Here is a 24,167-nt window from a genome sequence, read left to right as displayed (position 1 = left end):
AATCTTTATGCGTTGGACTTATGACTTGTTCTTATCGTCCTTAAACTGCTTAATAGTGATAGCAAATTTCTTTCTTTAATCTCATTATAATTCATAATAACATAACCAATCGTGGGTAACATCATGTAAAATAGTAAAAGATATCCATAAGTGCCGAAGAATACATTAGATATGATTAAGAAGTATCCTATTCCAGCTGATCCATTTCCCTTTATTATTATCGAAACTATGGAGAACGTAGTAAGAGCCAATATATAGACTAAGTAAATTATATGGGATGGATTGTAAATCGTTATTCCTAGTGCCGATGGTAAAATCATCTCCATCAAAATTTCAATATACCTATTAGTCAGCATTTGATGAGCAAATTGAATAAAGGGAACTGTACATACTATCCCTAATATATATGCTATTAAGCTTCTTTTGTTTAAGATGTTCTTCCATAAAATTGAATAGACTGTGAAGCTGATAGCGGAAGCCGCGAAGAAATCCAAGTAATTAGTTGTTAGTGTATCATGATAAAAGTCAATACTAAATGATGCGATTAATCCTAAACATACTAAAGCAAGTGTGGGAAGAAAGAGAAATGATCTTATATCGCTTTTCATAAAGGTCTCTACAAGAGTTGCAAACGAAATAATTATAATGAACACCTCAATACCATAGTAGACGAGATAGGAGAGATGAAGAATAGGTAAAAATGGAGAAGCGACAAGCACTATTGCTATGGGTAACAATCCCTTTATTTTGTTTGATAGTATAAGCGAGACAACTATTAAAGATACGAAAAAGATGTAAAACGATACTGCTCCAAGTGCTAAAAGATAAGGTTCAGCTGGTATATTTATGGGAAGGGCAGAAGGAAAAATAAAAGCTTCAGAGAACATAAACTGAAAAAAGCCAGTGACACCTAGAATTATTAAAAAATATTTAATATCTTTTTCCACAAAAGAAAGAATTTTCATCTTCTATACACCGCGTATAATACTATAAGAGCTATAAGAGCAACTACCACTCCGGCTATTGTAACATCAATAGTGGCAGCAGGCACTACTGTAGATACTGATGTCACTGAAGTAGATGTAGTAGTTGTAGTGGTAGTAGTTGGTGGCGTAGTAACTAACTCTAATGTTAAGAATGAGGGGGTTATTGATTTATCAAATAGCGTTTCTCCAAGCTTACCTTGCCATACTGCAAATGCAACATAGTAAGTTTGACCCACAGTAATATTAGGCATCCATTTGGAGTAATTTGAGGGTACAGCTAAAGGTCTTGCAAACTCTACAGTCCATGTCCCATTACTGTATTTAGCTCCAGTCCATATGAAGAACAATGAACCATTTAGTCCTTTGGAAGCTACTGGAGTATACCATATTCCTGCACAATCCACTTCGTACATATTCGTATTGTTAGAGTAAAGGGGAACTGCGAATCCATGATTGCCAACGTCAACATAGGGCAAGCCAGTTAATGATTCGTTTTGCCATAGATTAGCTTGAAATGCAGGATCATAGGTTGAATTGTTCCAGGTCGCGCCAGATACCCACATCCAAATATTCGCAGCTCCTCCTGTTTGTGCTAAAGATCCGCCTGCATCTTTAAATGTTACCCCGTCAAATGTTTGACCAGGATATTTTCCACCAATATTCATTCCATCTTTACTTGGTGGTATCACACTTCCCATATACCACATCATCGCTACTCTATCTGGATAGTACCATGTTGAATTAGTGTAGTATCCATAAAACATGCCATCTGAGTACAAAAGATCTTCCATAGGTCTTAATGAATGCCATAATATTATGGTCCCATTAGGCATTACAGTTATTTGGGTATTGTTTGGTGCAGGTAATAAAATGCCAGAGTAATTTAATATAAGCCTTCCTTGAAGAGTTTTTCCATTAACAATAGATATATAATTAGTGTAATTCTTTTCTATCGAATAAGTTGTTCCCGGAGTTAACATGATTTGTCTAAATAATCCTGGTCCAGAGGCTTGTGGATATAACGCTGCAGCAGCTGCAGACCATGCACCAAAAGCAGGATTTGACGCATTCCATCTGACCAGCACAAATATCCATGAACCGTTCCATGCTGCCTTAACGTAGATTTCGTGCGTTAAACCAGAAGTTGGGGCTTGAGGTATATTTGCTGTTAGTGAAATATTAATCCATGACATGTTGGACCAAAAAGGAGCAGATCCCGGATTAGAAAGATCTGCTGTACCAACTACTTTGTAAACGGGAATTTGAGGTGATGTTTGAGCCATAGGAATGTTTGCTATTGCTAATAATACTCCTAAAAGAATTATTCCTAATATTATTCCTAACGTTACCTTGGAAGAGGACTTTATACTCATTGGCTTAGTCACAATAAATAAATATCCAGTAGGGTCCAAAAATCTTAAGCGTTGGACTCATTATCTTGTTTTACTTTTGTTCCCAAAGTGGTTTAACTAGCTATTTTTATCTCAAAAATATTTTACAATATCAACGAGTAATACTAAGCTTTGAGAACCAATATAAAGCATTTAAAGTCACATCTGGTATACCTTCCTGCAATGCGATATAAGAGAGAAGCTTTTTGAGGTGAGAAGTGAATTATACCATTACTAAAATACAAAAATAAATAAACTCTGTCAATTAGTTATTAAGCCTTAAATTTATCTAAAGGAAAAATGATTTGTTAATTATATTAGAAGGGCTTTAAAAAGGACACGCAGGATCTTCAGCTAACGGATCATTATAAACTGCAAATGCCCTAGCCCTACTTCCACCACATATATTATTATATTCGCAAATTCCACATTTTCCCTTTAGTTTACCTGCTCTTATCAATCTCAATAATTCAGACTCCTTATAAATTTTCACTATACTTTCCTTTTTCACATTTCCTAGAGTCAATGGAAGGAAGCCGCTAGGATAGACATCACCATTGTATGAAATAAAAATAACGCCAGAACCATCTCTAGTAGGCATGACGTTCTTATCAACTGGTTTTATAGGCTTCCCTAATAATTCCCTTAATTTCTTAATTAGCTCGTTCACTTTTCCTTCTTTATACTCAAACTTTGCCCTCCTAAAGAAGGGTGCCTCAACTGTTCTCACAATTAGATCGTATCTACTAGTCTCAATTAGAAAATCAATTACATCTTGGTATTTCTCTTTAGGAATATCTAATTCTAATGTTCCCCTTCCCACTGGAATTAAGAAGAATACTTCCCACACTTTTACTCCTAAATCCTTAAGAGTTTTAGCGATATACGGTAATTCCGGATAACTCTTTCTCCAAACTACAGTGTTAACTTGCACTTGCAAGCCATATTTTAAGCCGAGTCTTATTCCCTCTATAGTGTATTTATAATTTCCAAAGCCTCTTAACCAATCATGAGTTTCTGGTTTATAACCATCAAGGCTTATTGACATATAAAGTGCAGTCTCTCTTATTTTTCTTATAGTATCCTCATTTAATCTATGAGATGGAGCTGGGGCAATTGAAACTACCAGCCCTAATGACTTAGCGTAATCCATCAATTCAAATATGTCTTGCCTAGATAAGGGATCTCCACCCGTGAAAACTACTACAACTCTTCCAAATCCTGCTATATCCTCTAATAGCCTTTTTCCTTCTTCAGTATTTAGTTCTCCCGGCAGAGGTCTATCTATTGCGTTAGCCCTACAATGTTTACATGTTAAAGGGCAAGATTTCGTTACTTCCCAGAACACTAAATGTGGAGATTCCTCAAAGGGCATAGTGGGTCATCTCCATATAGGTTACCATACCAATAATATGCTCTTGCTCTATCTCCTCCTTTACAGTACGCTTTATACTCACATGACGCACATTTTCCAGTTAAATATTTGTGAGTATTTATGAAAATATCTGGAATATTTTGTATAATGTCCTTGAGTGGTTTCTCTTTCACATTACCCAACTTATGAAAATCTATAAACTGACAAGGGTAAACATCACCATTAGGATATATTGAGATCATTTTCCTTCCACAGCCTCCGCTGTTTTCAACAAAGCGTAAATACTCATTTAATTCGTTCTCATCTCTTGCCAATTTTTTAGCAATGTAAATACCATCATATGGAGCTAACGTTGTTTCAATTTCAATTATCCCCTTAAGTTTTCTAGCATACTCTATTAGCCTATCCATGAATCTAGTATATTGTTCTGGGGTGTACATCCAATCTCTCAACTCCTTTCCTCTTCCGCTTGCCGATATATGATAAAATGTAATCCTCTTCACTCCCAATTTTAATGCAAGGTTGACATATGAGTCTAAATCATCAATATTTTTTGACGTTATGGTAAATCTTAACCCTACATTTAAACCGGCGTTAATGGCATTCTTAATTCCTTTAATAGTCATTTCAAATGCTCCATTTAGCCCCCTAAATTTATCATGAAATTCTGGACTAGGGCTGTCTAAACTAATTCCTACATACACAAATCCTATCTCTTTCAACATTTGAGCCATTTTCTCGCTTATTAGAGTTCCATTAGTAGAGAGAGCTAATTTGATTCCTTTTTCTGACGCATATTTTGATAAATTCAGAAAGTCTCTTCTCATTAATGGCTCTCCACCACTCATAATAAGTAATGGTATCTTTATCTCTGCCATTTGATCAATTAGATTAATGGCTTCCTCAGTCGTAAGGCCGTCTTCTCTAGTGGGAGAGGCGTTTATATAGCAATGTATACAATTGAGATTACATTTATATGTCATATTCCATGTTATAACTGGTCTAAAAACCTGACTGAACCTGCTAGGATTCCTTGGGCTATACTCCCCCTTAACTTGAAAGGAAACGGTTCCCATATTTGTTATCATGACACTAATTGGAATCATAATGATAGATTAGATGCGTGTCTTAAATTTAAATCCCTAAATAATTAGGGGTATAGTTGATTAACACGGTTTAAAGGAAATCTATTATAAATTTTAATTTAATATTATAATTAAGTTATAAAATGGCTTCTATTACAATTACACTAACTACTAAGCCACGAGAGAGTGCCCGGAGTGAGAAAAATTCAGTGAATAATTATTTGAAATCTATCTCATTAATGAAAAACATGAGTAATACTTAAGTTGAGGAAAGCGGGCATCATACTACGAATACAGAAACCATCCAACAACCTCAATACGTGATGATGCCCGTTCCCCCAATAGAAGATATGCTATCCAAAGAACACTTTTCCTCCTCAAACCCGTAGTCGAGATGGTTAAACCAAGAATCGAAGAGAACTTCCTGGAAGCTTCATCAGTGAATCTCATAATCTACGTAATCCTTGAGCCTTTCCCAATCTCTATCACCCGTAATAACCTTGTATTGTAATTTTGCAGCAATAGTCGTAATTATTGCATCTCCCGCATCCACGTCGGCATCCTTTAATATTTGTAAACTTTTTATGAAATCATCAATATCAGGATTTAATAAAGTAGTGGTATTTTTGCTTATTCTATCCTTAATTAAATTAAATAACGTATCAGCAGTTTCAATATGTCCAATGGCTCTTCCGCTGGCGCTTTTAATATTCTTCTTATTCCTAAGCTCATTCCATCTTTTTCTAACAAAATTCATATACTCATATAAAACTACCGTAGGAAATAAGGGATTATATCCTTTACTGTTAAGATATTCAAAAATGCCAAGGCTTTTTTTGATAAGTATACTCGTATCTACAACAACATTAGTGCACATACAAAACACCTTGAGTATATCTAACGCCTAGTTTTAGTTGAGTCAAAAAGTGCCTTTCATAATCTGGAGGAGCCTTACACGTTGGAATTATCCTATCTTGAGGAGAATATTTACCATTCGCAATAGGCAGTATAAAAGCTACATATTCTACCCTATCCACCTCGTTACAATTAGTAAGATGTACGATTAACCCCCTATCATTCCTCTCTAGTTTATAATCATATATTCCAAGATCTTTTAATACATTTTCTATATTTAGATTACCTCGGGTAGGAATCACAAAAGCTTGTAAGTCCGATTCCTTTACATATCTAAGCCAGTCCTCATATGAAACATAAAATGCTGGTTCTCCTTCATTATCAACATCAATTTCTATAATATTTATACCATAGCTTTTTACTTGCAATAATCTTTTAAGAAATATCTCTTGAACCTTAGGATCATTTAAAACTTCTGAATTGGGCAATTTCCCTAGTAAGCTTGATATATCAGTTAATATCTTCAGCAAGTAAGATACAAAATTTTGCAATACATCGCTTATTGGGGGAATTAATTTCATAATATCTTTCAAAAATTGGTCAAGATTGTTAGTTTGCAAAGAGGTAATTTGTATCTGATAATTCAAACTTTCGGATGATAATGGTGTAATAACTGAAGGTGAAAGAGCAACAGAATAAGTGGTACTCATTATTTCTCACCCTCTAAAAATTTTTTAACCTTGTTCATTATTTCCTCTATCTTATTTATGTCTATCCTTTTATCCCTATATACAAGTTGGACTGACGTCTTTTTTGGATTAGCAGAATTTGGGACAATCCTCACATCTAATAAGTAACTGGTTAACCTTAAATCTTGAGGAGAATTAATGTCAAAATCAACAAAAACGTAACCAGTCACAGACTTAAACGGATTTTCAACGCGTTTTAACTCATAATCTAGGGTATATGACAGAAGCATTTCAATCAAATATTCACTACCTACTAAATCTCCCACCCTCGCTAACTTTTCTATTACATCCCTTAATGCCTCCATATCACTTATATTCCTATTTACTTGAAAAATTGTTTTAGTCTTTGAAGGAAATCCAACGTTATATACGGTGAATGATAAATCATCATAACTAAAAGTAAAATTCAACATAAATGGAATTCCACCAACAGGGATAGTAGGAATGTATAATTTAACCTTCTCATTAGATAAAAGCCTATTAAACGCCTCCTTAGGCAAAGCGTCAAACAACAATGAAACAGTTACAGTATCAAAATTCATTTTTATTGCACATTACATAATACATAACACATTCATTTAAAGCTATTACGAACTCTTTTGAGAATATCCTTAATCATTTTACTTTGTGGGGCTTTTCAAAATCTACGTCAATTTTTCGTATTCTCTTCATGGTAAAAAGAGCGTTCAAAACCAGATAATTTACAAATACACCACAAAGTACAGATTCCTTGCCCTTATTCTACTGTTTACATTTAGCTCTCTGGGAGTTAAGGGGGTAGAAGTTCACATCACGAGACGCTTCGTCCTAAGGGTGGGGATAGTTCACATTATCTAGTAACGTATTTCAGTTCGTATCTAAATTAGGATAACAGTTATTATTACATTACAATTTAGAATTCTTCATAAACGTTAATAAAACGTTTATACCAACTTTCAAACTCCTCTTTAGTTGCGACATGGATCTCAAAAGGTTCCTCTACCATTATTGCGTTATGGAGAATTAAAGAAATCTTAGCTCTATCCCATTCATCTTTGACTTTTGACGTGATAACTAAAACATCGACATCACTATCTATTCTATAATTTCCTCTCGCTACTGAACCAAAAAGAATTACAAAAATGCGGGCAGAAAGCTTCGCCTTTTTTAAGGCGGAGATGAATGCCCGCGTAATGTTTTTAAACAGTTTCTTCAGAAATAAACATATGCTGAGGGCTCCAGAGCGAGCTACCCGTGAGGGTAGTTCCATCGAGGAGGAGATCGTGACAATCAAAATGAAGATCTGCTCCTCGGCTCTGGAGCCCTTAGCAGAACGCTATTTGGCTGGTAAGAGGTTCGTTCTACAATGGTTATATGAACACAAAACCACTTCTCTAAAAGAAGTCCACAAAGCATTGTATGAAGTCCTCAGGGAGAAATTTGGTTTGAAATCAAAACTTGCTCAAGATTGCTATCGTGATGCCATTGCCGTGTATAAAAGTTGGTTAGAGAATCCCAAAAAAGGGAGATTTCCAGTACTAAGAAACGTTTCCTTATGGTTAACACCAAAATTAAGCTATACCGTTGATTTCAACACGATGACTGCAAAGATACTGGGGGAAGAAGTGAAAATAGTGGGATATCCTCACAATCTTTCACAGTACAAGGACTTCAAAGTGAAAGAAGCAAGACTAGTTAAGAGAGGAGATAATTGGTATCTTAACGTGACAATGAAAAAGAAAGTACAAGTAGAGAAGCAAGTTAAGGGGCTTATAGCTGTTGACATAAACATGGACTTTATCACGTTAGGTAATGATAAACAAGTTATAGAAATTCCAACACGTCTCCATGACGCTGTTCATTTTAAGAAATTAGCTGAGAATCTGCAGAAGAGGTATCAAAAAAGGTGGAGGGAGAATAAGAGGATTCTCAATAGGATTAGGAGCTTTCATATAAAGGCAAGAAACGTTATACAAGACTTTGCTAGGAAAGTTGGCAAATGGGTTGTTGATGAAGCAAAGAGGCTAAACGCTAACTACATCGTGTTGGAAGACTTGAACAAGATGATTTCTCACGTGAAAGGGTTGAAGAAAGACTACAGAGATAGGTTATATTTGATGCAGTACAGACGCGTGCAGTACTGGATTGAGTGGCAGGCTAAGAAACATGGGTTAAACGTGATATACGTTAAGCCAGCGTATAGTTCAACTACTTGCCCCAAGTGCGGTAATAAGCTGAAAGGAAATGGATATAGGATGCTTAAGTGTGAGAAGTGTGGTTTTGAGGATCATCGTGATTATGTAGCTGTGTGTAATTTGTATGGGCGGGGTTCTCTGAGCCTCGCGACTGCCTCCCAGATGCGGGATGTAAATCCGAACCAATGGGAGGAACCCTCGCCATTTTGATGGCGGGGAGGAAGTCAGTACTTCGTATACCTTTTTAACGGTTTCCTCTGAGTATGACGTTGGAACGTAACGGCTAGCAATATATGCTTGAACCAGGAGGTCTAAAATTACTGACTCGTTTTTCATAATATCCATGAGTTTTTCACTATTTGTAACATTGATCACATGTCTCAACAAATCCTTTATGTCATGAGTTTTAGGAAATGAGCCCGTAAAAATGAAGAGAGTGTACTTAAGGGATAATTGAAGAGCTTGTTCAAGATGGAACATAGCTAAATTCCATTTTCCATATCACTCTCTGCTTCGTCGGAAAAAGTCAATTGCGTTATTTTTTAGAAATTCTCCCATACGCAAAATAACGTAAAAAGGTGTATATATCTTATCGCAGTGAACAACTATGCCTTATCGGTAGACCCAAAAATCGTTCCCTTGTAAATAAGTTGACTCATTAAAAATGTTTTTAAAATCGTAGTATATTTTTGCACATAATGTAATCTTATTTTAGTTTAATCCACTTTCTCTAGTGGTACGTAATTGGTATCTATTCCTTTGAAATACCATATTATGCTAGCAATGCCTCCAATTGCCCATAATACAGAATTATATATTAGGTAATCTGTCAGGTTAAATGAAGAGGTTATGTATACCGAAATCGCGTAAGCTGTTATTGGCACTAACCTGATTAAACCTATCATGAAGGCTCTCAAATTTTTAGGCATAAGTGTAGGCTCATAAATTGTCCTTACTGCCCAGCCGAACTCACTGAATAGCATGTTTACTATCAGTAACGCGTAGAAAGCAGTTAAAACGAAGTTCTTAGTTAAAAGAATTATGGGTATCATGCTAAGCGTTCCACCTACATATGACAATAAGGCAAAGATTCTAGTTCTCATTTGCTTAGCAATTAATGCCGCTATGAAACCTGCAATCGAAGCTCCTAAGTTGGCTATGAAGATAATAAATGGAGTTTCAGAGCTAGAGAAGTAGTAATCCGCAACTACAAAGGCCATTAAACCATAAGTTAAATACTGAGAAAGGCCAATTATTGCTAGGAAGGCGTATCTAGAGCTTACACTTAATTTCTTATTCACATTACTCTCATTAACGTTTGTGACACCAGATTTTGCAACTTTTTCAACTTCTTTTTCAGCCTTATCAACCTGACCTTTAACTATTAACCACCTCACGGACTCTGGTAATAGAAGTCTTATTACGATAGCAGTTACGATTCCCAAAATTGCTACAATAGATATTGCTAATAGCTCTATTACGAAGGAGTTAGATAAGCTGTAGGTTAAGTATCCTATTAAGGCAGCTACCATTGCCCCAATATTGTCAAAATTTGGAGCCAATACCAATATGGAGTCCCTATACTTAAGAGGCATCATCTCCGCAGTATAAGACAACATAACTGGTACTTCTCCCTCAACTCCAAATACTCCAAATATTATTCCCAAAATTATCAAGAGAATTGAAGGAAATTTAGCTAAATTATCAGTATTAAAACCAGCTATAAGAGATGCTATAACTAAGAGTAGCGTACCTATGGAGTACATTGACATAGTTATGAAGAATGTGGTTTTCCTACCTAGTCTTCTATCAGAGAAGAATGGTAAGACTAAATCGCCAGCAATAGTTGCAAAAGTAGGAGTAAGTAAGAACAGTACATTATTAATGTTAGGATAAGTTAAAGGAGCGATTGATTCTATAACTCCCCACATGAAGTAGCCCACAGCTAATGAGGCGAACATAAGAGAGTGAATTGAGGTCCACTTAGCTGAATCAATTAACTTTATAGTACTCTTCTCCATATGATAAAATGGAAATTAGTTGATTATAAATTTACTTATTAATGATTTATGAATAGTTTTCTAGTATCATAAGCGTTGTCAGAAATAAAAATTAGTTAAAGAAAGATGAATGTGTGTCTAATGTTATCATGAAGTTATAAATTCAAAGGGACTACTATTTTCATTCATAACCTTACATTATAGTATTTATTTAGAAATAAATGAAATTTTAGGTGATTTATTTTATACCCATATGATCACGCTATGGACACACATTTTTGTCTAAGCGTTATTCTAAAAGAGAGTTGTATACAAACTATAAAAATTTCACATCATTGTAAAAACAATTTTCGACGGCTATCGGCATCATCAGTTCAGCCCTGAGACCATTCCTCACTAACTCAGCCCTGCCCATATTTCATTTTATTACAAGTATTATAAGGTTTAGTATGTATATATATGTCATTCTTCCTTTAGTAGTTCAACTATTGTATTCCTAACTGCTCTTGCTATATTACTACCTAGTTCAGTTCCAGGCCCTATGAAGTAGTTTTTCCCCGGATATGAACCAACAGCTAATGCATCACTTACAGTTCCCGTCATATTATATCCTAGGTCTCTTAATGCACCAGCTTTAGCCTCAGTCACTGTCCTTATCAAATCAACTAAACCATTAATTGCTAATTCTTGATTAACGAAGACTGCTATATTTATTGTACATCCCGCGTCTTCCCCACTCTCTCCAATACCTGCACTTACGAAGAGCTTGCCCCAAATATGCTCACTAAATTTATAATTTTTAGCAGCTGTAATGAAAATTACTGCACTTTTAGAATTACACCAATTAGTTGCGTCTTTCCAAGGATCGTTGCTGCAGTAACTTTTATCAACAAAGATACTACAAACTTCCTTAACCCTTATTATTCCTTCCGGATATAACGCAGAAGTTAACGTTATGTATTCGTTTCCAAGATCGAATTTTATGACTTTATACTGCATGCTGAATAGAATAAAATTTTCAAAGCTTTTAACTTTTTGGGAATTAAGGGAATGAAAGTAAAAACTTAGTTTGTTTTAAAATATTACAAATAGTAAAACATAATTTCTTACAATAATAATATTTATCGTTTTAGTTTGTGGGTTATCTGAAAATCGAGATTCTTCTCTTAATCAGAACTGTTCATAGAATTAGCTTTAAATATTCAAATGGTACACACACTATTTACCCTTTTATGTTAATTAGAGATTACAATAGTGCAATATAAAATTTCTATAAATTGGATGTGATAATTGATAAAAGATTAAATAGATTTCCTCATATAGAGAGATATAACTGCATAAATACTCGCGTTATATAATGAGTAATAAATATGAAAAATATACATATCTATTCAACAGTAAATTAAATAGTTTATAAGTTAGCTCCGATTTCCCATACCTATTTAAAACAAGAATATTAGATAACTTATGAATATGAACAAAGAAGTGCTTTAATTCAAGAGATAAGACCTAAACTATCCCTTAATAATATTTTTTATTCTACATCTCGCTTAACCAATTGTGAAGTTAGGTATTGTGTATAACAATTTTCTCTCCCCTCAATTTGCCGGTGGTGGCTCTGTCCACGCTTATGAGGTAGTTACAAGGCTGAGGAAAACATTTGATATTGTTTATTACCCTTCAAGCCCTGTATTCATTTGGAGTAAAGATGTGCTAGAGAGAAGGGCAAAGGATTTAGAAAGGCAAGGAATTAAAGTTGCCCCCGATTTTTACACACTTTTAGATGATATGGAAAAATATAGACTAACTGGCGTTAAGAGGTTTTTATATGCAGATAGGATAGCTAAAGAAGTTTCGGAAAAGTATACAGTTGACGTTGATTTCTTATACGAACCAGATCATACTTCCTTTGACATTTTTTATTTGGGAAGGAAAGCGAAATTTGGATTAACCATCCATGAACCGTTGTTTTACGCGAATTCCATTAGATATTTACGTAGATTAATGAAATTTTATGGAATTAATTTATCCACTGGAAGGGGATTTTACACTAGGTTTCTATACAACACCCTTTATGCCAAACCGAAGTATACGCGACTATTGAAGGAATATAAACCGACTTTCATTGCAAGCGTAAGTAAAGGTTCTTTGGAGGAGAGTGGCTTACAAGGAGAAGTGATTGTACCGGGAAACGCTTTCGATCCAGAACTCTTAAAGTATAGAAACAGAGGAAAGGAGGAATATGTAGTTTTCTGGAGTAGGCTTAATAATGATAAGGGTATTCATGAAATTCCGGATATAATGAAGATCATCTATTCTAAGCTTGGAAGGAAGATTAAACTAGTAGTGATGGGAAAGTTCTTTGATAAATACAATGAAAGGAGGTTCTGGAGCAAGGTGAAAAAGTATGACCTAGACGTAGAGTATTTAGGGTTTGTAGAAAGAAAAAGGCTTAACGAAGTGGTTTCAAAGGCGAAGTTATTAATTTACCCTACTCATGTTGACGGTTTTTCTTTAGCGGTTTTAGAAGCTTTAGCTTTAGGTACGCCAGTTGTCGCTTATGGGATACCAGCAATAAGGAGTGTTTATTCTGGTTTAGAGGCAGTGAAAATTGTGGAAGAGTTTGATAAAGAAAGTATGGCGTTAGAGTCAAAGAAGATAATTTCCATGAACGAGAGAGAGATAGAGGATATGATGAATAATGAAACACTCCTCTCTTTTCTTAGATTACATTCCAGCTGGGATAACGTTGCAGAATCCGTAAGGAAAATAATACTAAAGTATATGTGAAGTCTAATATTTATGCGCTTATGTAGTGTGTGTACCATTTGAATACTTAACGCCAATTCTACGAATAGTTCTGATCAGGAGAATAACCTTAATTTTCAGATACCCCACAAACTAAATCTGGACACTCTCAAAAGAGATAATTAATTCATCTTTGAAAATTTCTCAAGTCCGTCCTTCAACTTTTCCTTTAATCTCAAAATTTCCTCATCTTTTATTTCAAAGTTCTGTCTGATTATCTGTATTATCTGATTAATTACTTTTATCATATCATTTTTCACCTCATCTTTTTTCCCATATGGTGAAAAATCAGGCTCAAAACCGTTGTATTGATATTCATGAAGATCTAAGGCTAAATTCACAGCTGTATCTACGCTTATTCCAATTTTCTCAAGATACATGCTGAGCGTCTTCATTGAGTGTGTAGTAACAATGTGGGCTTTACTCATGATCCATTTCCTTTCCTCCTCATCCTTAGCTATTTCAACAAGCTTATCGTTATATTTAATTACTAAAGCTGATAACAAAGCTTTTACTGCTGAAAAAGCCTTACCAGCAGAGTTTCTACTAAACCCTCTCTTAAAGAGTTCAATAGCTAAAAGACCATCACTTAAAGCTTCAGCGATTCTAGCATAAATGTAATCTTCATTAACACTGAGTAAATCCCTTTCCATAATAAAAAGTCTCGATTTACGTTAAAATATTTAATGAAAGTCAGTGAACTGCTCCGCCCTTACCGGTAGCCCCCAAATTCTATTCATGAAAAATATTACTTGAACTTTATTTTGGGATATCAGAAAAAGAATATGAATTAAAAGTTTATGAATACTAGAAATCAAAAAGTTACTTTTCAATATTATTTCATGCATTACGCAAGTATAAAAATAGAGAGAAATAATTATATAGTATGAAAAGGTAAAGAAATTTTATGGAGGAATGCTCATATCAAACTGCAGGTCCATTAAATAAAGATTCTTGGATGGGCTACATCAAGAATTGTATTGTACCTCTTTATGTTAATCTGAAAGCTCTTGACAATTTTGGAAATTATTTAATGAGAGAAGTAAGTAACAACATAAATCTAGATAAAATAAATCAAAATCTCTTACCATTCTTTATCGGAGGAATTAACGAAAAAGGAGAATACGTACAAGATAGTTTAGCTAAACTCACTAGAGGTTTATATGGAATATATGTAGATCCAAAAGTATATTTAAACTCCACACAAGGTTCAGATTACTCTACAGTTAACATACAGAAAATAAATACAACCTCTGCTATAAGTATTATACATTCTCTCGTAAATGATCTGGGAGTACTATTTGGAAAGTTAGGAATAGTTGTACCTTCAGTAGAAGACATTACAAACGTAGAACAATTTAAGAACATTATTCAAAATTTGGAAAATAGTATGATTTCAATTTTACCAATGTATAATTATTATTCTTTCGTCACAGTTACCACAAGGCATTTATTAGGACCAATGCTAGAAGCTCAATATCCAGAGATATTTAATGATGAATCTCTTCAAAAGTTCCTAGGGTTAGAAAAAATTCCAATTTATTCGCAGGAAAAAAATTTGAGTATATATATTCATAAGCAAAACGAAATCGCAGACATAATATTTAGGACAATTTGGCACTCAGTAGTTCCCCAACTACAAGTTAAAATTAATTATATAGATTTTATGAACAGCCTCTTAAAAAGTAATAACTTAGTAGTAGGTGAACTAGAAAATGCAAGATTCAAAAAAATTGTAATTGAAGGCCAAAATGCCCATGTGTTAATTAGCAGATCTTTGGATGATGAGTATAACCTTGTTTTTTGTAAAAGAAATTATGATGTAGAAAGTCTTTTCAAGGATAATAAAGTTAATATTGTCTTGTTCTTAGATCCATCTCTAACTCTACAGACGAAATCTGATAATGGAATGCTAGAATTTGTAGGAGAAAAATCCCTATGGGAAAGATTCGATATTGGATCAGAGATTACTCCTTCTAAGATACTATCATAACCTGGGTGAGCAATATGGAAGAAAAAGAAGATAAGCTAAATGAATACGAAGAAAGCATAATAGAAGAGAATACAGAGGAAGAAAATCCTAATGCAAGTAGGAGGAGGAAAAAAGAAAATAATACTAGGGTAGACGCTTATAATGACAATATAAATCAAAAAAATACATCAAGCAATAAACAAAATCCAGAAACCTCAAACGTTAGTCATGAGAGTAAAACAGAAACTGAAGTCCCTGAACCTATAAGAATAACCATCTATCCACAATCCAATCTTGAATCAAAATCTCAAAAACAGGAACAATCGCCTGCTTTGGCAATGAAAAGTCAAAACATAAGAATTATCAAAATTGAAAAATTAATACATGAACCACAATTCAGTCAATTACCAAAAGTATTAATACCCTTAAATTCATCTTATGTTTATTCTCCTAAGAATCAATACTCTGACAAAGTAAGTTTAAAAATACTAAAATTTGCTTTCATTAAACCTTACTCTTTATCAATTCAGATAAATTCTTCCTTACCAAAAGTTGGAAAAAATCCCGATAGTTCAAAAGAAGAATTAAGGCTGAATCCAAATTTCACTAAACCTCAAAAAATTTCATTATATATAAATAGTGAAGTTTCATCTTCAAAATTATCTCAACCGGAACCAAAAGATGCTGAAGAACACAAGACTAATTCTTTAAGTTCGAATCCAGGTAATTCGGGTGGTATGACGGAAGAAGAACCAGAATTTATAATTAAACTAGGAAAATTCCTAAGTAATATATCGTCTAGAGGACCTAACATAATAATATATGACGAAAATAAAACTGACATTGAGAATTCTCTATCTAAGATAGCAGTGGAGATAGCGGAAATTATAAGCGGTAAGGAGTTTTCTCCAAGATTAATCTCTTCAATCCCTAATACAATTTACTCGACTTTACCTAAATTGAAAGATATAGGAGAAGGGATATTCGTGTTAGACCACAAATTATGTGAAAAAATTGGTAAGTCTAATGATGATGATAATTTAGATGTTCTATTTGATATTGTAATCTCAGCAATAATAGGAGACAAGTTTAGTATCATAATTATTCCAAATTGCTTATATGAGATATATCAAACCAAAATAGGATTAAAACCATCAACAATAATTAAAGAAAACTTCACTAAAGAAGAAATACAAACTCTGGCATACTTAGCTTCTGGCTTAGTACCTATTTTAGAGGGTTACAATAGCTTATCAAATATCAGACTAAAATACGAGGAAATTCTAAACGAGAGTTGGAAATGGCTACAAGAGAAATATATTAAACTAGACGTACCCAGTAATCAAGATCCAGATGAAAACGAATCGTTATTGCACAGAAAATTAAAAGCAGTCACGATTAGGGATTTAATAGAAAATAGAAATATCCCTCCAAACTTAATAAAAGTAGAAGAAGAAATAGATGAAAATGTAATGACAGATCCATATTCAATAAAAGGGCTAAGACCAGATATTTACGTATATACCACTAGAGAAATATATGATGCTAAAACTTCCTACGGAAAATTACCTTCGGATGAACTATACGAATTACAAAAGAAGTACTCTAAAGTATCTTCAAATATTTTCGCAGTTATGAGACCTTTACCAGCATTACTTAATTTTAAGGCAATAAAAGCAAGAATTAAATCAGCTAAGGAAGAGAGCATTAACTTATCAGTATTAATACCAGTTAAAGAGAATGATAAGGTGGAGTTAATAGATTTATTCGCATTAATAAAGAAAGGAAAAGAGTATTACGAGAGCCTAAATAAAAACAATTTTTAATAAAAATCTTTCAGAGGAAATTATTAGTCGAGTAGATATCCTTAGAACTCAACAACTTAACCATTAATACTGAATGGGAAAAAGTCGGTCAGTCTAACTAACTAAAAATCTAGAATAAACCTTTTTTAGCGGGAAGATTAAAGATTAGAAGCTAGTCACAGCGTCAGTTTTCAAGCTGTTCGTCATTATCAGAGTAATGGAATCATCACATGCTCCCCTTTAAACTTAGATTAATTTGCATCAAAATCATTTCCATATTTTCTTTAGTATTGCTATAATTAAAATTGAATTAGTAATTCAAATCAACTCTCTAAATGATTTAGATATCTCTCTTTAATATTTCGAATTTTTATAGTATTATATTATATTTTTATGGCTATATTGAACACCTCCAAAAAGAATATTTAAAAGTAACTAATTGTTAAAATAATTATGGATCACACAATCGACATATTAAACACAATAAAAGCCTTTGCATGCATGAGCGTTGGAAGAGCTCTAGCTTCTTTAGCATTTATTAACTCATCGTATTACTATACATATATCAATGTTAGTAATACTCTACAATATTATGGATTATCAAATATTGAAATAAATCAAATATATCAAGAGCTAGAGAAGTTACGTAATCCAATAGTGGATTATCTAAATGTACAAAATCGTACTGATAGAAAGAAACAGCTTGAAAATGTAATATACGAATGTATAGGTAATAATAAGGTGGATAGCTTAGGACCTTTTTACCATAGATTACTAGCTATGATATCCCTCTATATTGTAAAGAAAGGCGCGTTAAATAGAAGCGTTATTGATTCACATGAAACAGCAGGATTCGTATCCCCAATGTTGTCATCTAAGGTAGATAGCGAAGAAGTGGAAAGAGTACTAGTAAAGTCGCTTCTAGCTGTAAATAAACACGATAGTAGCAGTAAACAAGATTATCCTGAAATGTATTTAATATTAACTGATAATAACAAAACTACAATTCAAAAATTATCTAATGAAGTTCAAAGTGAGTTCCCAGACTATAAATATGTATATGATAAATTAGAGATGTTAAATTCATCTAAACCTTACAGCATAGCGGCATTAATGTATGAAATAGATAAGAAAAAAGACGATAACAACTATGATTCTACATTTTATAAAGAAGCGTATGGTCTTGAAATTTCCTCCATTACTAATAGTTTGAGTATCAATAAAATAGTATATAATGGCCTAGTAAATCCCTTACTAGTCTACTACATAATAAATGCATTTGATGAATTATTAAGAGTTCAAAGTAACGTGATGATTAATAAGTATTTTAAGAACGTATTTGAAAAATTAGGATATAAGATAGATTTCATAGAATGTGCATCCTATTATTGTAAATATTTAGCCTCTAAAACGGATTCAGTAATATATATTTACACAATTCCTTTTGCCCTAAATATACCACCAGTTTCCGCAAATGAGAACAATGTCATTTTAGCAATACGTTGCAGATCCGATTTACAATACAACGCAATATCATCAAGATCATCAAGTAATTTAGCTAACGTATTATGGATTGCTATTGATGACTATAGTAGTAGCAATGATGTGAAAATTACAATATTAAATGCTAAAGCTGATTGGCAAATTAACATAGCAAATTTACTTAGGAATCAAACTAGCAATAATTATATATAAATAATATATATGTATAAAAAATAGTGTTAATATTTGTAAAGAAAAGAGGAGAAAAATTCAATTGTAGTTTAAAAAGAGGATCAATTATACAGTAATGAAAAATCGAAACGAAATAACAAATTATATAGTATTTTTAATTTTAACATTTAACATATTTCTTCTCATTTACTGAATGAATTGCTCCCTTTAAATAAATCGTCTAGTCATAATGAATTTCAATAGCCCATATAATTAAAGCAACTCAGCTATCCCATGTTATAAAATGATAAAGTAGATATGCTGGATATTAATACTGATAATCATACTCATACTGTCGATGAGATAATTTATCGTTTTCAAGTTGTGAAGCTCTGACTCCCTCCCTTGCCCTTGATAGTCCTAAAATTAATTCATGAAAAATATTACTTGAACTTTATCTTAAGATAACAGAAAAGGGTATGAATTAAAAGTTTAAGAAATAAAACGAAAATTACGTTAAAAATAGTGGAGAGTTCTAGCTTTTTCCTTGCCTTACTTTTTGGGAATAAGATACAGAATGAGTTTATATCTAATTCATTAAAATTAAAGATTCACCTTTTATCTTTTTTAACCTTTTAAGCTGATTTTAAGAGACTACCGTTATGATGTATCTTTTCATCTTACCGTTAGGTTACACTCTCGTCACCTTGACTAGGAAGATCATTTATAAGACAAAGGTGATTTATATTCTACTGTGAGGATTGTAGTTACTGGTGCAGGTGGTCTTTTAGGAAAGAAAATTGTTAAGGTTTTTTCCAATTACGAGGTTATTGGGGTTTATTATTCAAGTAAACCAGAAACTCCTAATTTCTTGCAATTGAATCTTTCCGACTTAAAGGAGATTAAAAAGATAGGAGATCTCTCTCCAGATGTTATAATTCACGCTGCAGCTTTGACAGATGTGGATAAGTGCGAAAAGCAACCCGAATTGGCTAGACTGCTAAATGTGGAAGTTACCAAGGAAATAGCTAAGCTGAGTAAGGAGACTGATTCTTTCTTAGTTTACGTTTCTACGGATTACGTCTTTGATGGCGAAAAGGGTAATTATAGAGAAGATGATAAGCCTAATCCAATAAACGTTTATGGAAGGACAAAGCTTGAGGGTGAGGAAATGGTAAAGAAATATGCAGACAAGTATTTGATCGTAAGGACCAGTACACCTTATGGAAGTAATCCAGCTAGTGGAAAGGATAATTTCGCTTTATGGCTTTTGAAGAAGTTGAAGAATAGGGAAGAGATTGGAGTTGTGACAGATCAAATTACATCCCCAACGTTGAATACTAATTTTGCGTTAATGCTAAGGGAAAGTGTAGAGAGAAAGTTGGAAGGGATTTTACATTTGACTGATGCCTCACAAATAAGTAGATTTGAGTTTGCCATTACGTTAGCTAAGGTTTTTGGATTGAGTGAGAGTTTGATAAAACCTGTAACTTCAGATTTGATGAGGTGGTTGGCTAAAAGGCCAAAGAACTCCTCTTTAAACGTATCAATGGCTTCCGCTATCTTGTCTCAAAAGCCAATGACTGTAGAAAAAGCTTTAAAATTACTTAAGGAAGAGGTGGAAAGTGGAGGATAGTTAAATGCCTTTTTCCTTTAAAAGACTCGAAATTCCGGAAGTTATTTTAGTTGAAGCTAAACAATTCCCAGACGATCGAGGTTACTTTGAGGAGATATATAAGGAAAGTGACTTTTTTAAGGAGATTCCTTGTCGTTTCGTTCAAGTAAATCATTCTTTTTCCAGAAAAGGAGTTCTTCGCGGTTTGCATTTTCAGTTAATGCCATTTCCTCAAGGCAAGTTAGTTACTGTTATTTCAGGTAGAATTTTCGATGTTGCTGTTGATTTAAGGAAGGGTTCACCTACATATAAAAAATGGGTTTCTGTTGAACTAATTCCGGGGAGATTGTTTTGGATTCCATCTGGTTTCGCTCATGGTTTTGTCGCTTTGGAAGACTCTCATGTAATTTATTTTGTCACTAGGGAGTTCTCTAAGGACCATGATTCTGGAATTGCCTATAATGATCCTGAGGTAAATGTTCAATGGCCAATAAAGGACGTTATAGTTTCAGAAAAGGACAGAAATTTGCCTTTGTTAAGAGATTCAAAAGCTAACTTCAAATATGGAATGGATTTGTGTTAATAAGCTTGAGGAAAAGGAAAAAGAAGAAGAGAAGATAGGTAGTAGTGTGTATAGCATTTGAGTACTTAACGCTAATTCTACGAGCAGTTTTGATCAAGAGAATAAACCTTAATTTTCAGATACCCCACAAATTAGATAGGTAGATAGAGAATTCTAAATTCACTTAATGAGATATTATTCCTTCCTTTATAGAGGTTAATAAGATGACGATGTTCATCTAGAATCAATTGATTTTAGGGATTACCGTTAGGATGGGTACTTTTTCACCTTAACCCCCATTAGAGTTAAACCAATTTAACACTAGTTCTATCTCCAAGAATAAATTTATGAGTTTTAGGTATAGAACTTTCCCTTGTAATTTCTACGTAATTACCTATTATACTGTCAGAGATTCTTATTGCAACGTTCCTTATCTTTACGTTACTCATCACGATTGAATTCTCTATCTCAACACCTTCAATTACGCAATTATCTCCTATAGAAGTATAAGGACCTATGTACGTATTGGGACCAATTACGCAATTATTACCTATAATAACTGGACCACGAACCGTGACGTTTTCCTTAACCTCTGTACCATCACCGATAATTACCCTTCCTTGAACTAAAGAAGAATCATGAACCTTACCATGAATATCAGTTTGAATAGTATCTAAGATGAGTTGATTAGCCTCCAACAAATCATAGGGTTTTCCAGTATCCTTCCACCAACCCTTTATCTTAACAACTTCAACCCTCTTACCATCATTAACCATTAATTGGATCGCATCAGTGATTTCATATTCCCCTCTCCAGCTAGGCTTTAGTTTTTTAGTATATTTATGAATTTCTGGAGAAAAAACATAAACACCAACTAAAGCGAGATTTGAGGGAGGCTCTTTAGGTTTCTCTATTAGTTTCTTAACTCTCCCTCTCTCATCTAAAACTACTACACCGTATTGCCTAGGATCTTTGACCTCTGTTACACCAACAACAGCATCAGCTTTAGTTTCCTCAAAAACGCGGACGAAATCTGAAATACCACTACTCAGTAAATTATCACCTAAATGCATAACAAAGGGTTCATCTTTTAGAAAGGGTTCAGCTGTCATCACAGCGTGAGCTAAACCTAAAGGATCTGGTTGCTCAATAAAAGTAACGTTTACGTCAGGGTATTTTGTGTGAGAGAGAATCTCAACTACGCCTTCCTTTAAAGGACCAATAATTACACCAATGTCCTTAACACCTAGGTTAACTAAGTTTTCAAAAGCGTAAAGAATCATTGGTTTATTTGCAATTGGTAAAGTGTGTTTATTACCAGTGTAAGTTAATGGTCTTAAACGAGTACCAGACCCACCAGCTAATAAAAGTCCTTTCATTATAGACACTTCGAAGAGGGGCATAAAATTTTTATGCTGTTGATATTAGTAGGTAATAGCGTAGTGTGTGTACCATTTGAATGCTTAACGCTGATTTTACGAACAGTTTTGATAAGAGAAGAATCTCAATTTCCAGATATTCCACTTTTTTGAGAGTGTGATTTTGTGAGTACCGTGAAATGGGATAGAGGACTGTAACGAATATTTTGTAATAACTTTGAAATTAGTGAGGTTTAGTAAATAGGTACATTATAATGGGGGAGAGAAATAGATGAGAAGAAAAGAAAGAAAAATATCGACCATCGGTAAAGACTAAGCTTTCATTAATATTGGTGAATTTCATACCATTAAATGATATCAAACAAGCTATTTAGGTGTATATTGTTCTCCAATAATCATAAATATAAAGGGTTAAGTTCAGATGTAAGATTGTTAAAAATTAAAACTTTTAATGCAAGACAGACAATACAATAGAATTAGTTTAAGAGAAGGGCACGCAGTAACATTTCTAATAAAAAGTTAATACTTCCACGGGGTTTCTGCTAACACTTTTTCATCCTTAATTAATTCCTCCCACCACGATCTATTATCTAAATACCACTTAACAGTATACTCTAAAGCTTTTTCGAAATCCCATTTCGGCTTCCATCCCAGTTCCATTATTTTCTTATTATCTATACTATATCTAAAATCATGGCCTGGCCTATCTTCAACGTGAACTATAAGACTTTCCGGTTTGCCCATTATCTTTAAAATGGCACTAACTATTTCTATGTTTGTTCTCTCATTTTTTGCTGAAATATTGTATATTTCCCCTTTCTTCCCCTTCTTTAGAACTGTCATTATTGCTGAGCAATTGTCCTCAACGAAAATCCAATCCCTCCTCTGCTCGCCACTGCCATATATTGGAATACTTAACCCCTTTAAGGCTCTTATTATCGTCTTTGGAATCAACTTTTCTGGGAATTGATAAGGGCCAAAATTGTTTGAGGATCTAGTAATTACAGCGTCAATTCCATAAGTTCTAACGTAGGCTTTGACGAAAAGCGTAGCTGATGCCTTAGACGCTGAATAAGGTGAAGAGGGATTTAAAGGGTCATCTTCTGAGAAAGTCCTATTTAATGCATCTCCGTATTCTTCATCAGTACCTATTTGAACTAACCTAACGTTTTGTTTAGCCTTTCTGATTGCCTCTAGAATATTTACTACTCCATAAACATTACTGTGAAGAAAAGTTATTGGATCAGAAATACTCCTATCCACGTGAGACTCTGCAGCGAAATTAACTATTACATCTGGCTCAAATTCCCTTATTAATCTGGGAACTAATTCCGCATCAGCAATATCACCCTTAATGAAGGTGTGTGGTATTCCCTCCAAATTTTTCACATTACTTCCGTAAGAGAGATTATCTAAAACTACTAAATGGGAAAAGTCCTTATAGTGATTTCTAACGAAATTAGACCCAATAAAACCGTAACCACCAGTTATTATTGCCCTCATTAGTATAAAGATAAACATGTCACATATAAAAATAGATGTTAGAAAGCTTAGTTAGGTGTGCCCTGGAAAACTGTTTCTGTCTTAGCGTAAAATTTATATAATTTGCACACAGTCTAAAAGACATAGTAACCTTACCTCAGATGTGGATGGGAAATTCCCGAATGGGGTAAGGATAGTTACAAGATGTGGGGGTTTCCTCACCTTAAAAGGGTGAGTGGGGTTATCCCCCTAATGGGATGGAGAAGGATGAGTATA

At 33.7% G+C, this 24,167-nt stretch carries 20 protein-coding genes and 1 pseudogene; 7 read left to right on the top strand and 14 right to left on the bottom strand.

Annotation, left to right across the window (positions count from 1 at the left end):
- Positions 1-5: 5 nt before the first annotated feature.
- The 8 genes from cbsB to V6M85_RS08265 all read right to left on the bottom strand — a co-directional run bounded on the left by cbsB (position 6) and on the right by V6M85_RS08265 (position 7,690).
- Positions 6-965 (bottom strand): cytochrome b558/566 subunit B, encoded by a 960-nt coding sequence (gene cbsB, locus V6M85_RS08300; RefSeq protein WP_338598681.1) that lies wholly within the window; start codon positions 963-965, stop codon positions 6-8.
- Positions 962-2,359: a cytochrome b558/566 subunit A gene (gene cbsA, locus V6M85_RS08295; protein WP_338604685.1), complete on the bottom strand. Its 1,398-nt coding sequence runs from the start codon at positions 2,357-2,359 to the stop codon at positions 962-964. Before cbsA ends, cbsB begins: the two co-directional genes overlap by 4 nt.
- A 346-nt stretch (positions 2,360-2,705) precedes the next feature.
- A complete protein-coding gene (locus V6M85_RS08290; protein ID WP_338598679.1) occupies positions 2,706-3,752 on the bottom strand; it encodes a TIGR04053 family radical SAM/SPASM domain-containing protein in 1,047 nt (348 codons plus the stop codon).
- A complete protein-coding gene (locus V6M85_RS08285; RefSeq protein ID WP_338598677.1) occupies positions 3,725-4,858 on the bottom strand; it encodes a radical SAM/SPASM domain-containing protein in 1,134 nt (377 codons plus the stop codon). The genes V6M85_RS08290 and V6M85_RS08285 overlap by 28 nt, the downstream gene beginning before the upstream one ends.
- Positions 4,859-5,273: 415 nt before the next feature.
- Complete coding sequence (locus V6M85_RS08280) at positions 5,274-5,714, bottom strand: PIN domain-containing protein (protein WP_338598675.1); 441 nt, start codon at positions 5,712-5,714, stop codon at positions 5,274-5,276.
- A complete protein-coding gene (locus tag V6M85_RS08275) occupies positions 5,704-6,402 on the bottom strand; it encodes a hypothetical protein (RefSeq protein ID WP_338598674.1) in 699 nt (232 codons plus the stop codon). Before V6M85_RS08275 ends, V6M85_RS08280 begins: the two co-directional genes overlap by 11 nt.
- Complete coding sequence (locus tag V6M85_RS08270) at positions 6,402-6,983, bottom strand: hypothetical protein (RefSeq protein WP_338598673.1); 582 nt, start codon at positions 6,981-6,983, stop codon at positions 6,402-6,404. The genes V6M85_RS08275 and V6M85_RS08270 overlap by 1 nt, the downstream gene beginning before the upstream one ends.
- A gap of 350 nt (positions 6,984-7,333) precedes the next feature.
- Positions 7,334-7,690, bottom strand: coding sequence for a nucleotidyltransferase domain-containing protein (locus V6M85_RS08265; protein ID WP_338598672.1), 357 nt, complete (start codon positions 7,688-7,690; stop codon positions 7,334-7,336).
- On the opposite strand from V6M85_RS08265, the gene V6M85_RS08260 reads away from it, so the two are divergent.
- Positions 7,647-8,825: an RNA-guided endonuclease TnpB family protein gene (locus V6M85_RS08260; protein ID WP_338598670.1), complete on the top strand. Its 1,179-nt coding sequence runs from the start codon at positions 7,647-7,649 to the stop codon at positions 8,823-8,825. The two genes, V6M85_RS08265 and V6M85_RS08260, sit on opposite strands and share 44 nt — an antisense overlap.
- A 30-nt stretch (positions 8,826-8,855) precedes the next feature.
- Here V6M85_RS08260 and V6M85_RS08255 read toward each other — a convergent pair.
- From V6M85_RS08255 to V6M85_RS08245, 3 genes and pseudogenes are all read right to left on the bottom strand, one after another.
- A pseudogene (locus V6M85_RS08255) lies at positions 8,856-9,101 on the bottom strand (HEPN domain-containing protein); the annotation flags it as partial.
- A gap of 230 nt (positions 9,102-9,331) precedes the next feature.
- Entirely contained in the window at positions 9,332-10,636 is a 1,305-nt protein-coding gene (locus V6M85_RS08250) for an MFS transporter (protein ID WP_338598668.1), read from the bottom strand.
- 441 nt (positions 10,637-11,077) lie between these two features.
- Positions 11,078-11,614, bottom strand: coding sequence for an adenosylcobinamide amidohydrolase (locus V6M85_RS08245; protein ID WP_338598667.1), 537 nt, complete (start codon positions 11,612-11,614; stop codon positions 11,078-11,080).
- Positions 11,615-12,172: 558 nt separating this feature from the next.
- Here V6M85_RS08245 and V6M85_RS08240 point away from each other — a divergent pair.
- Positions 12,173-13,405, top strand: coding sequence for a glycosyltransferase (locus tag V6M85_RS08240; protein ID WP_338604683.1), 1,233 nt, complete (start codon positions 12,173-12,175; stop codon positions 13,403-13,405).
- Positions 13,406-13,545: 140 nt separating this feature from the next.
- Here V6M85_RS08240 and V6M85_RS08235 read toward each other — a convergent pair whose 3' ends face one another.
- Positions 13,546-14,076: a PaREP1 family protein gene (locus tag V6M85_RS08235; protein ID WP_338598665.1), complete on the bottom strand. Its 531-nt coding sequence runs from the start codon at positions 14,074-14,076 to the stop codon at positions 13,546-13,548.
- Between the two features lie 254 nt (positions 14,077-14,330).
- Here V6M85_RS08235 and V6M85_RS08230 point away from each other — a divergent pair, with 254 nt between their 5' ends.
- The 5 genes from V6M85_RS08230 (at position 14,331) to rfbC (ending at position 21,051) form a co-directional block, all read left to right on the top strand.
- Complete coding sequence (locus V6M85_RS08230; protein ID WP_338598664.1) at positions 14,331-15,416, top strand: hypothetical protein; 1,086 nt, start codon at positions 14,331-14,333, stop codon at positions 15,414-15,416.
- 14 nt (positions 15,417-15,430) lie between these two features.
- A complete protein-coding gene (locus V6M85_RS08225; RefSeq protein ID WP_338598662.1) occupies positions 15,431-17,221 on the top strand; it encodes a hypothetical protein in 1,791 nt (596 codons plus the stop codon).
- Positions 17,222-17,653: 432 nt separating this feature from the next.
- Complete coding sequence (locus V6M85_RS08220) at positions 17,654-18,895, top strand: hypothetical protein (RefSeq protein ID WP_338598660.1); 1,242 nt, start codon at positions 17,654-17,656, stop codon at positions 18,893-18,895.
- A gap of 712 nt (positions 18,896-19,607) precedes the next feature.
- Positions 19,608-20,489: a dTDP-4-dehydrorhamnose reductase gene (gene rfbD / locus V6M85_RS08215; protein ID WP_338598658.1), complete on the top strand. Its 882-nt coding sequence runs from the start codon at positions 19,608-19,610 to the stop codon at positions 20,487-20,489.
- Between the two features lie 4 nt (positions 20,490-20,493).
- Positions 20,494-21,051, top strand: a complete 558-nt coding sequence (rfbC, locus tag V6M85_RS08210; protein WP_338598657.1) for a dTDP-4-dehydrorhamnose 3,5-epimerase — start codon at positions 20,494-20,496, stop codon at positions 21,049-21,051.
- Positions 21,052-21,335: 284 nt separating this feature from the next.
- On the opposite strand, the gene V6M85_RS08205 is transcribed toward rfbC, so the two are convergent.
- Both V6M85_RS08205 and rfbB read right to left on the bottom strand, forming a co-directional pair.
- Positions 21,336-22,409, bottom strand: a complete 1,074-nt coding sequence (locus V6M85_RS08205; protein ID WP_338598656.1) for a glucose-1-phosphate thymidylyltransferase — start codon at positions 22,407-22,409, stop codon at positions 21,336-21,338.
- A gap of 519 nt (positions 22,410-22,928) precedes the next feature.
- Complete coding sequence (rfbB, locus tag V6M85_RS08200; protein WP_338598655.1) at positions 22,929-23,912, bottom strand: dTDP-glucose 4,6-dehydratase; 984 nt, start codon at positions 23,910-23,912, stop codon at positions 22,929-22,931.
- Positions 23,913-24,167 lie beyond the last annotated feature (255 nt).

It is taken from the genome of Sulfolobus tengchongensis (genome assembly GCF_036967215.1).
In the GTDB taxonomy this organism is placed as follows: domain Archaea; phylum Thermoproteota; class Thermoprotei_A; order Sulfolobales; family Sulfolobaceae; genus Saccharolobus; species Saccharolobus tengchongensis_A.
The sequence above is the reverse complement of the archived record's forward strand: the minus strand, read 5'-3'. Positions and strand labels throughout refer to the sequence as shown.

Excerpts from the sequence above, each read along its gene's own strand:
- cbsB (WP_338598681.1), bottom strand. The coding sequence starts at position 965 with ATGAAAATTCTTTCTTTTGTGGAAAAAGATATTAAATATTTTTTAATA.
- cbsA (WP_338604685.1), bottom strand. The coding sequence starts at position 2,359 with ATGAGTATAAAGTCCTCTTCCAAGGTAACGTTAGGAATAATATTAGGA.
- V6M85_RS08290 (WP_338598679.1), bottom strand. The coding sequence starts at position 3,752 with ATGCCCTTTGAGGAATCTCCACATTTAGTGTTCTGGGAAGTAACGAAA.
- V6M85_RS08285 (WP_338598677.1), bottom strand. The coding sequence starts at position 4,858 with ATGATTCCAATTAGTGTCATGATAACAAATATGGGAACCGTTTCCTTT.
- V6M85_RS08280 (WP_338598675.1), bottom strand. The coding sequence starts at position 5,714 with ATGTGCACTAATGTTGTTGTAGATACGAGTATACTTATCAAAAAAAGC.
- V6M85_RS08275 (WP_338598674.1), bottom strand. The coding sequence starts at position 6,402 with ATGAGTACCACTTATTCTGTTGCTCTTTCACCTTCAGTTATTACACCA.
- V6M85_RS08270 (WP_338598673.1), bottom strand. The coding sequence starts at position 6,983 with ATGAATTTTGATACTGTAACTGTTTCATTGTTGTTTGACGCTTTGCCT.
- V6M85_RS08260 (WP_338598670.1), top strand. The coding sequence starts at position 7,647 with ATGCTGAGGGCTCCAGAGCGAGCTACCCGTGAGGGTAGTTCCATCGAG.
- V6M85_RS08265 (WP_338598672.1), bottom strand. The coding sequence starts at position 7,690 with ATGGAACTACCCTCACGGGTAGCTCGCTCTGGAGCCCTCAGCATATGT.
- V6M85_RS08250 (WP_338598668.1), bottom strand. The coding sequence starts at position 10,636 with ATGGAGAAGAGTACTATAAAGTTAATTGATTCAGCTAAGTGGACCTCA.
- V6M85_RS08245 (WP_338598667.1), bottom strand. The coding sequence starts at position 11,614 with ATGCAGTATAAAGTCATAAAATTCGATCTTGGAAACGAATACATAACG.
- V6M85_RS08235 (WP_338598665.1), bottom strand. The coding sequence starts at position 14,076 with ATGGAAAGGGATTTACTCAGTGTTAATGAAGATTACATTTATGCTAGA.
- V6M85_RS08230 (WP_338598664.1), top strand. The coding sequence starts at position 14,331 with ATGGAGGAATGCTCATATCAAACTGCAGGTCCATTAAATAAAGATTCT.
- V6M85_RS08225 (WP_338598662.1), top strand. The coding sequence starts at position 15,431 with ATGGAAGAAAAAGAAGATAAGCTAAATGAATACGAAGAAAGCATAATA.
- V6M85_RS08220 (WP_338598660.1), top strand. The coding sequence starts at position 17,654 with ATGGATCACACAATCGACATATTAAACACAATAAAAGCCTTTGCATGC.
- rfbC (WP_338598657.1), top strand. The coding sequence starts at position 20,494 with ATGCCTTTTTCCTTTAAAAGACTCGAAATTCCGGAAGTTATTTTAGTT.
- V6M85_RS08205 (WP_338598656.1), bottom strand. The coding sequence starts at position 22,409 with ATGAAAGGACTTTTATTAGCTGGTGGGTCTGGTACTCGTTTAAGACCA.
- rfbB (WP_338598655.1), bottom strand. The coding sequence starts at position 23,912 with ATGAGGGCAATAATAACTGGTGGTTACGGTTTTATTGGGTCTAATTTC.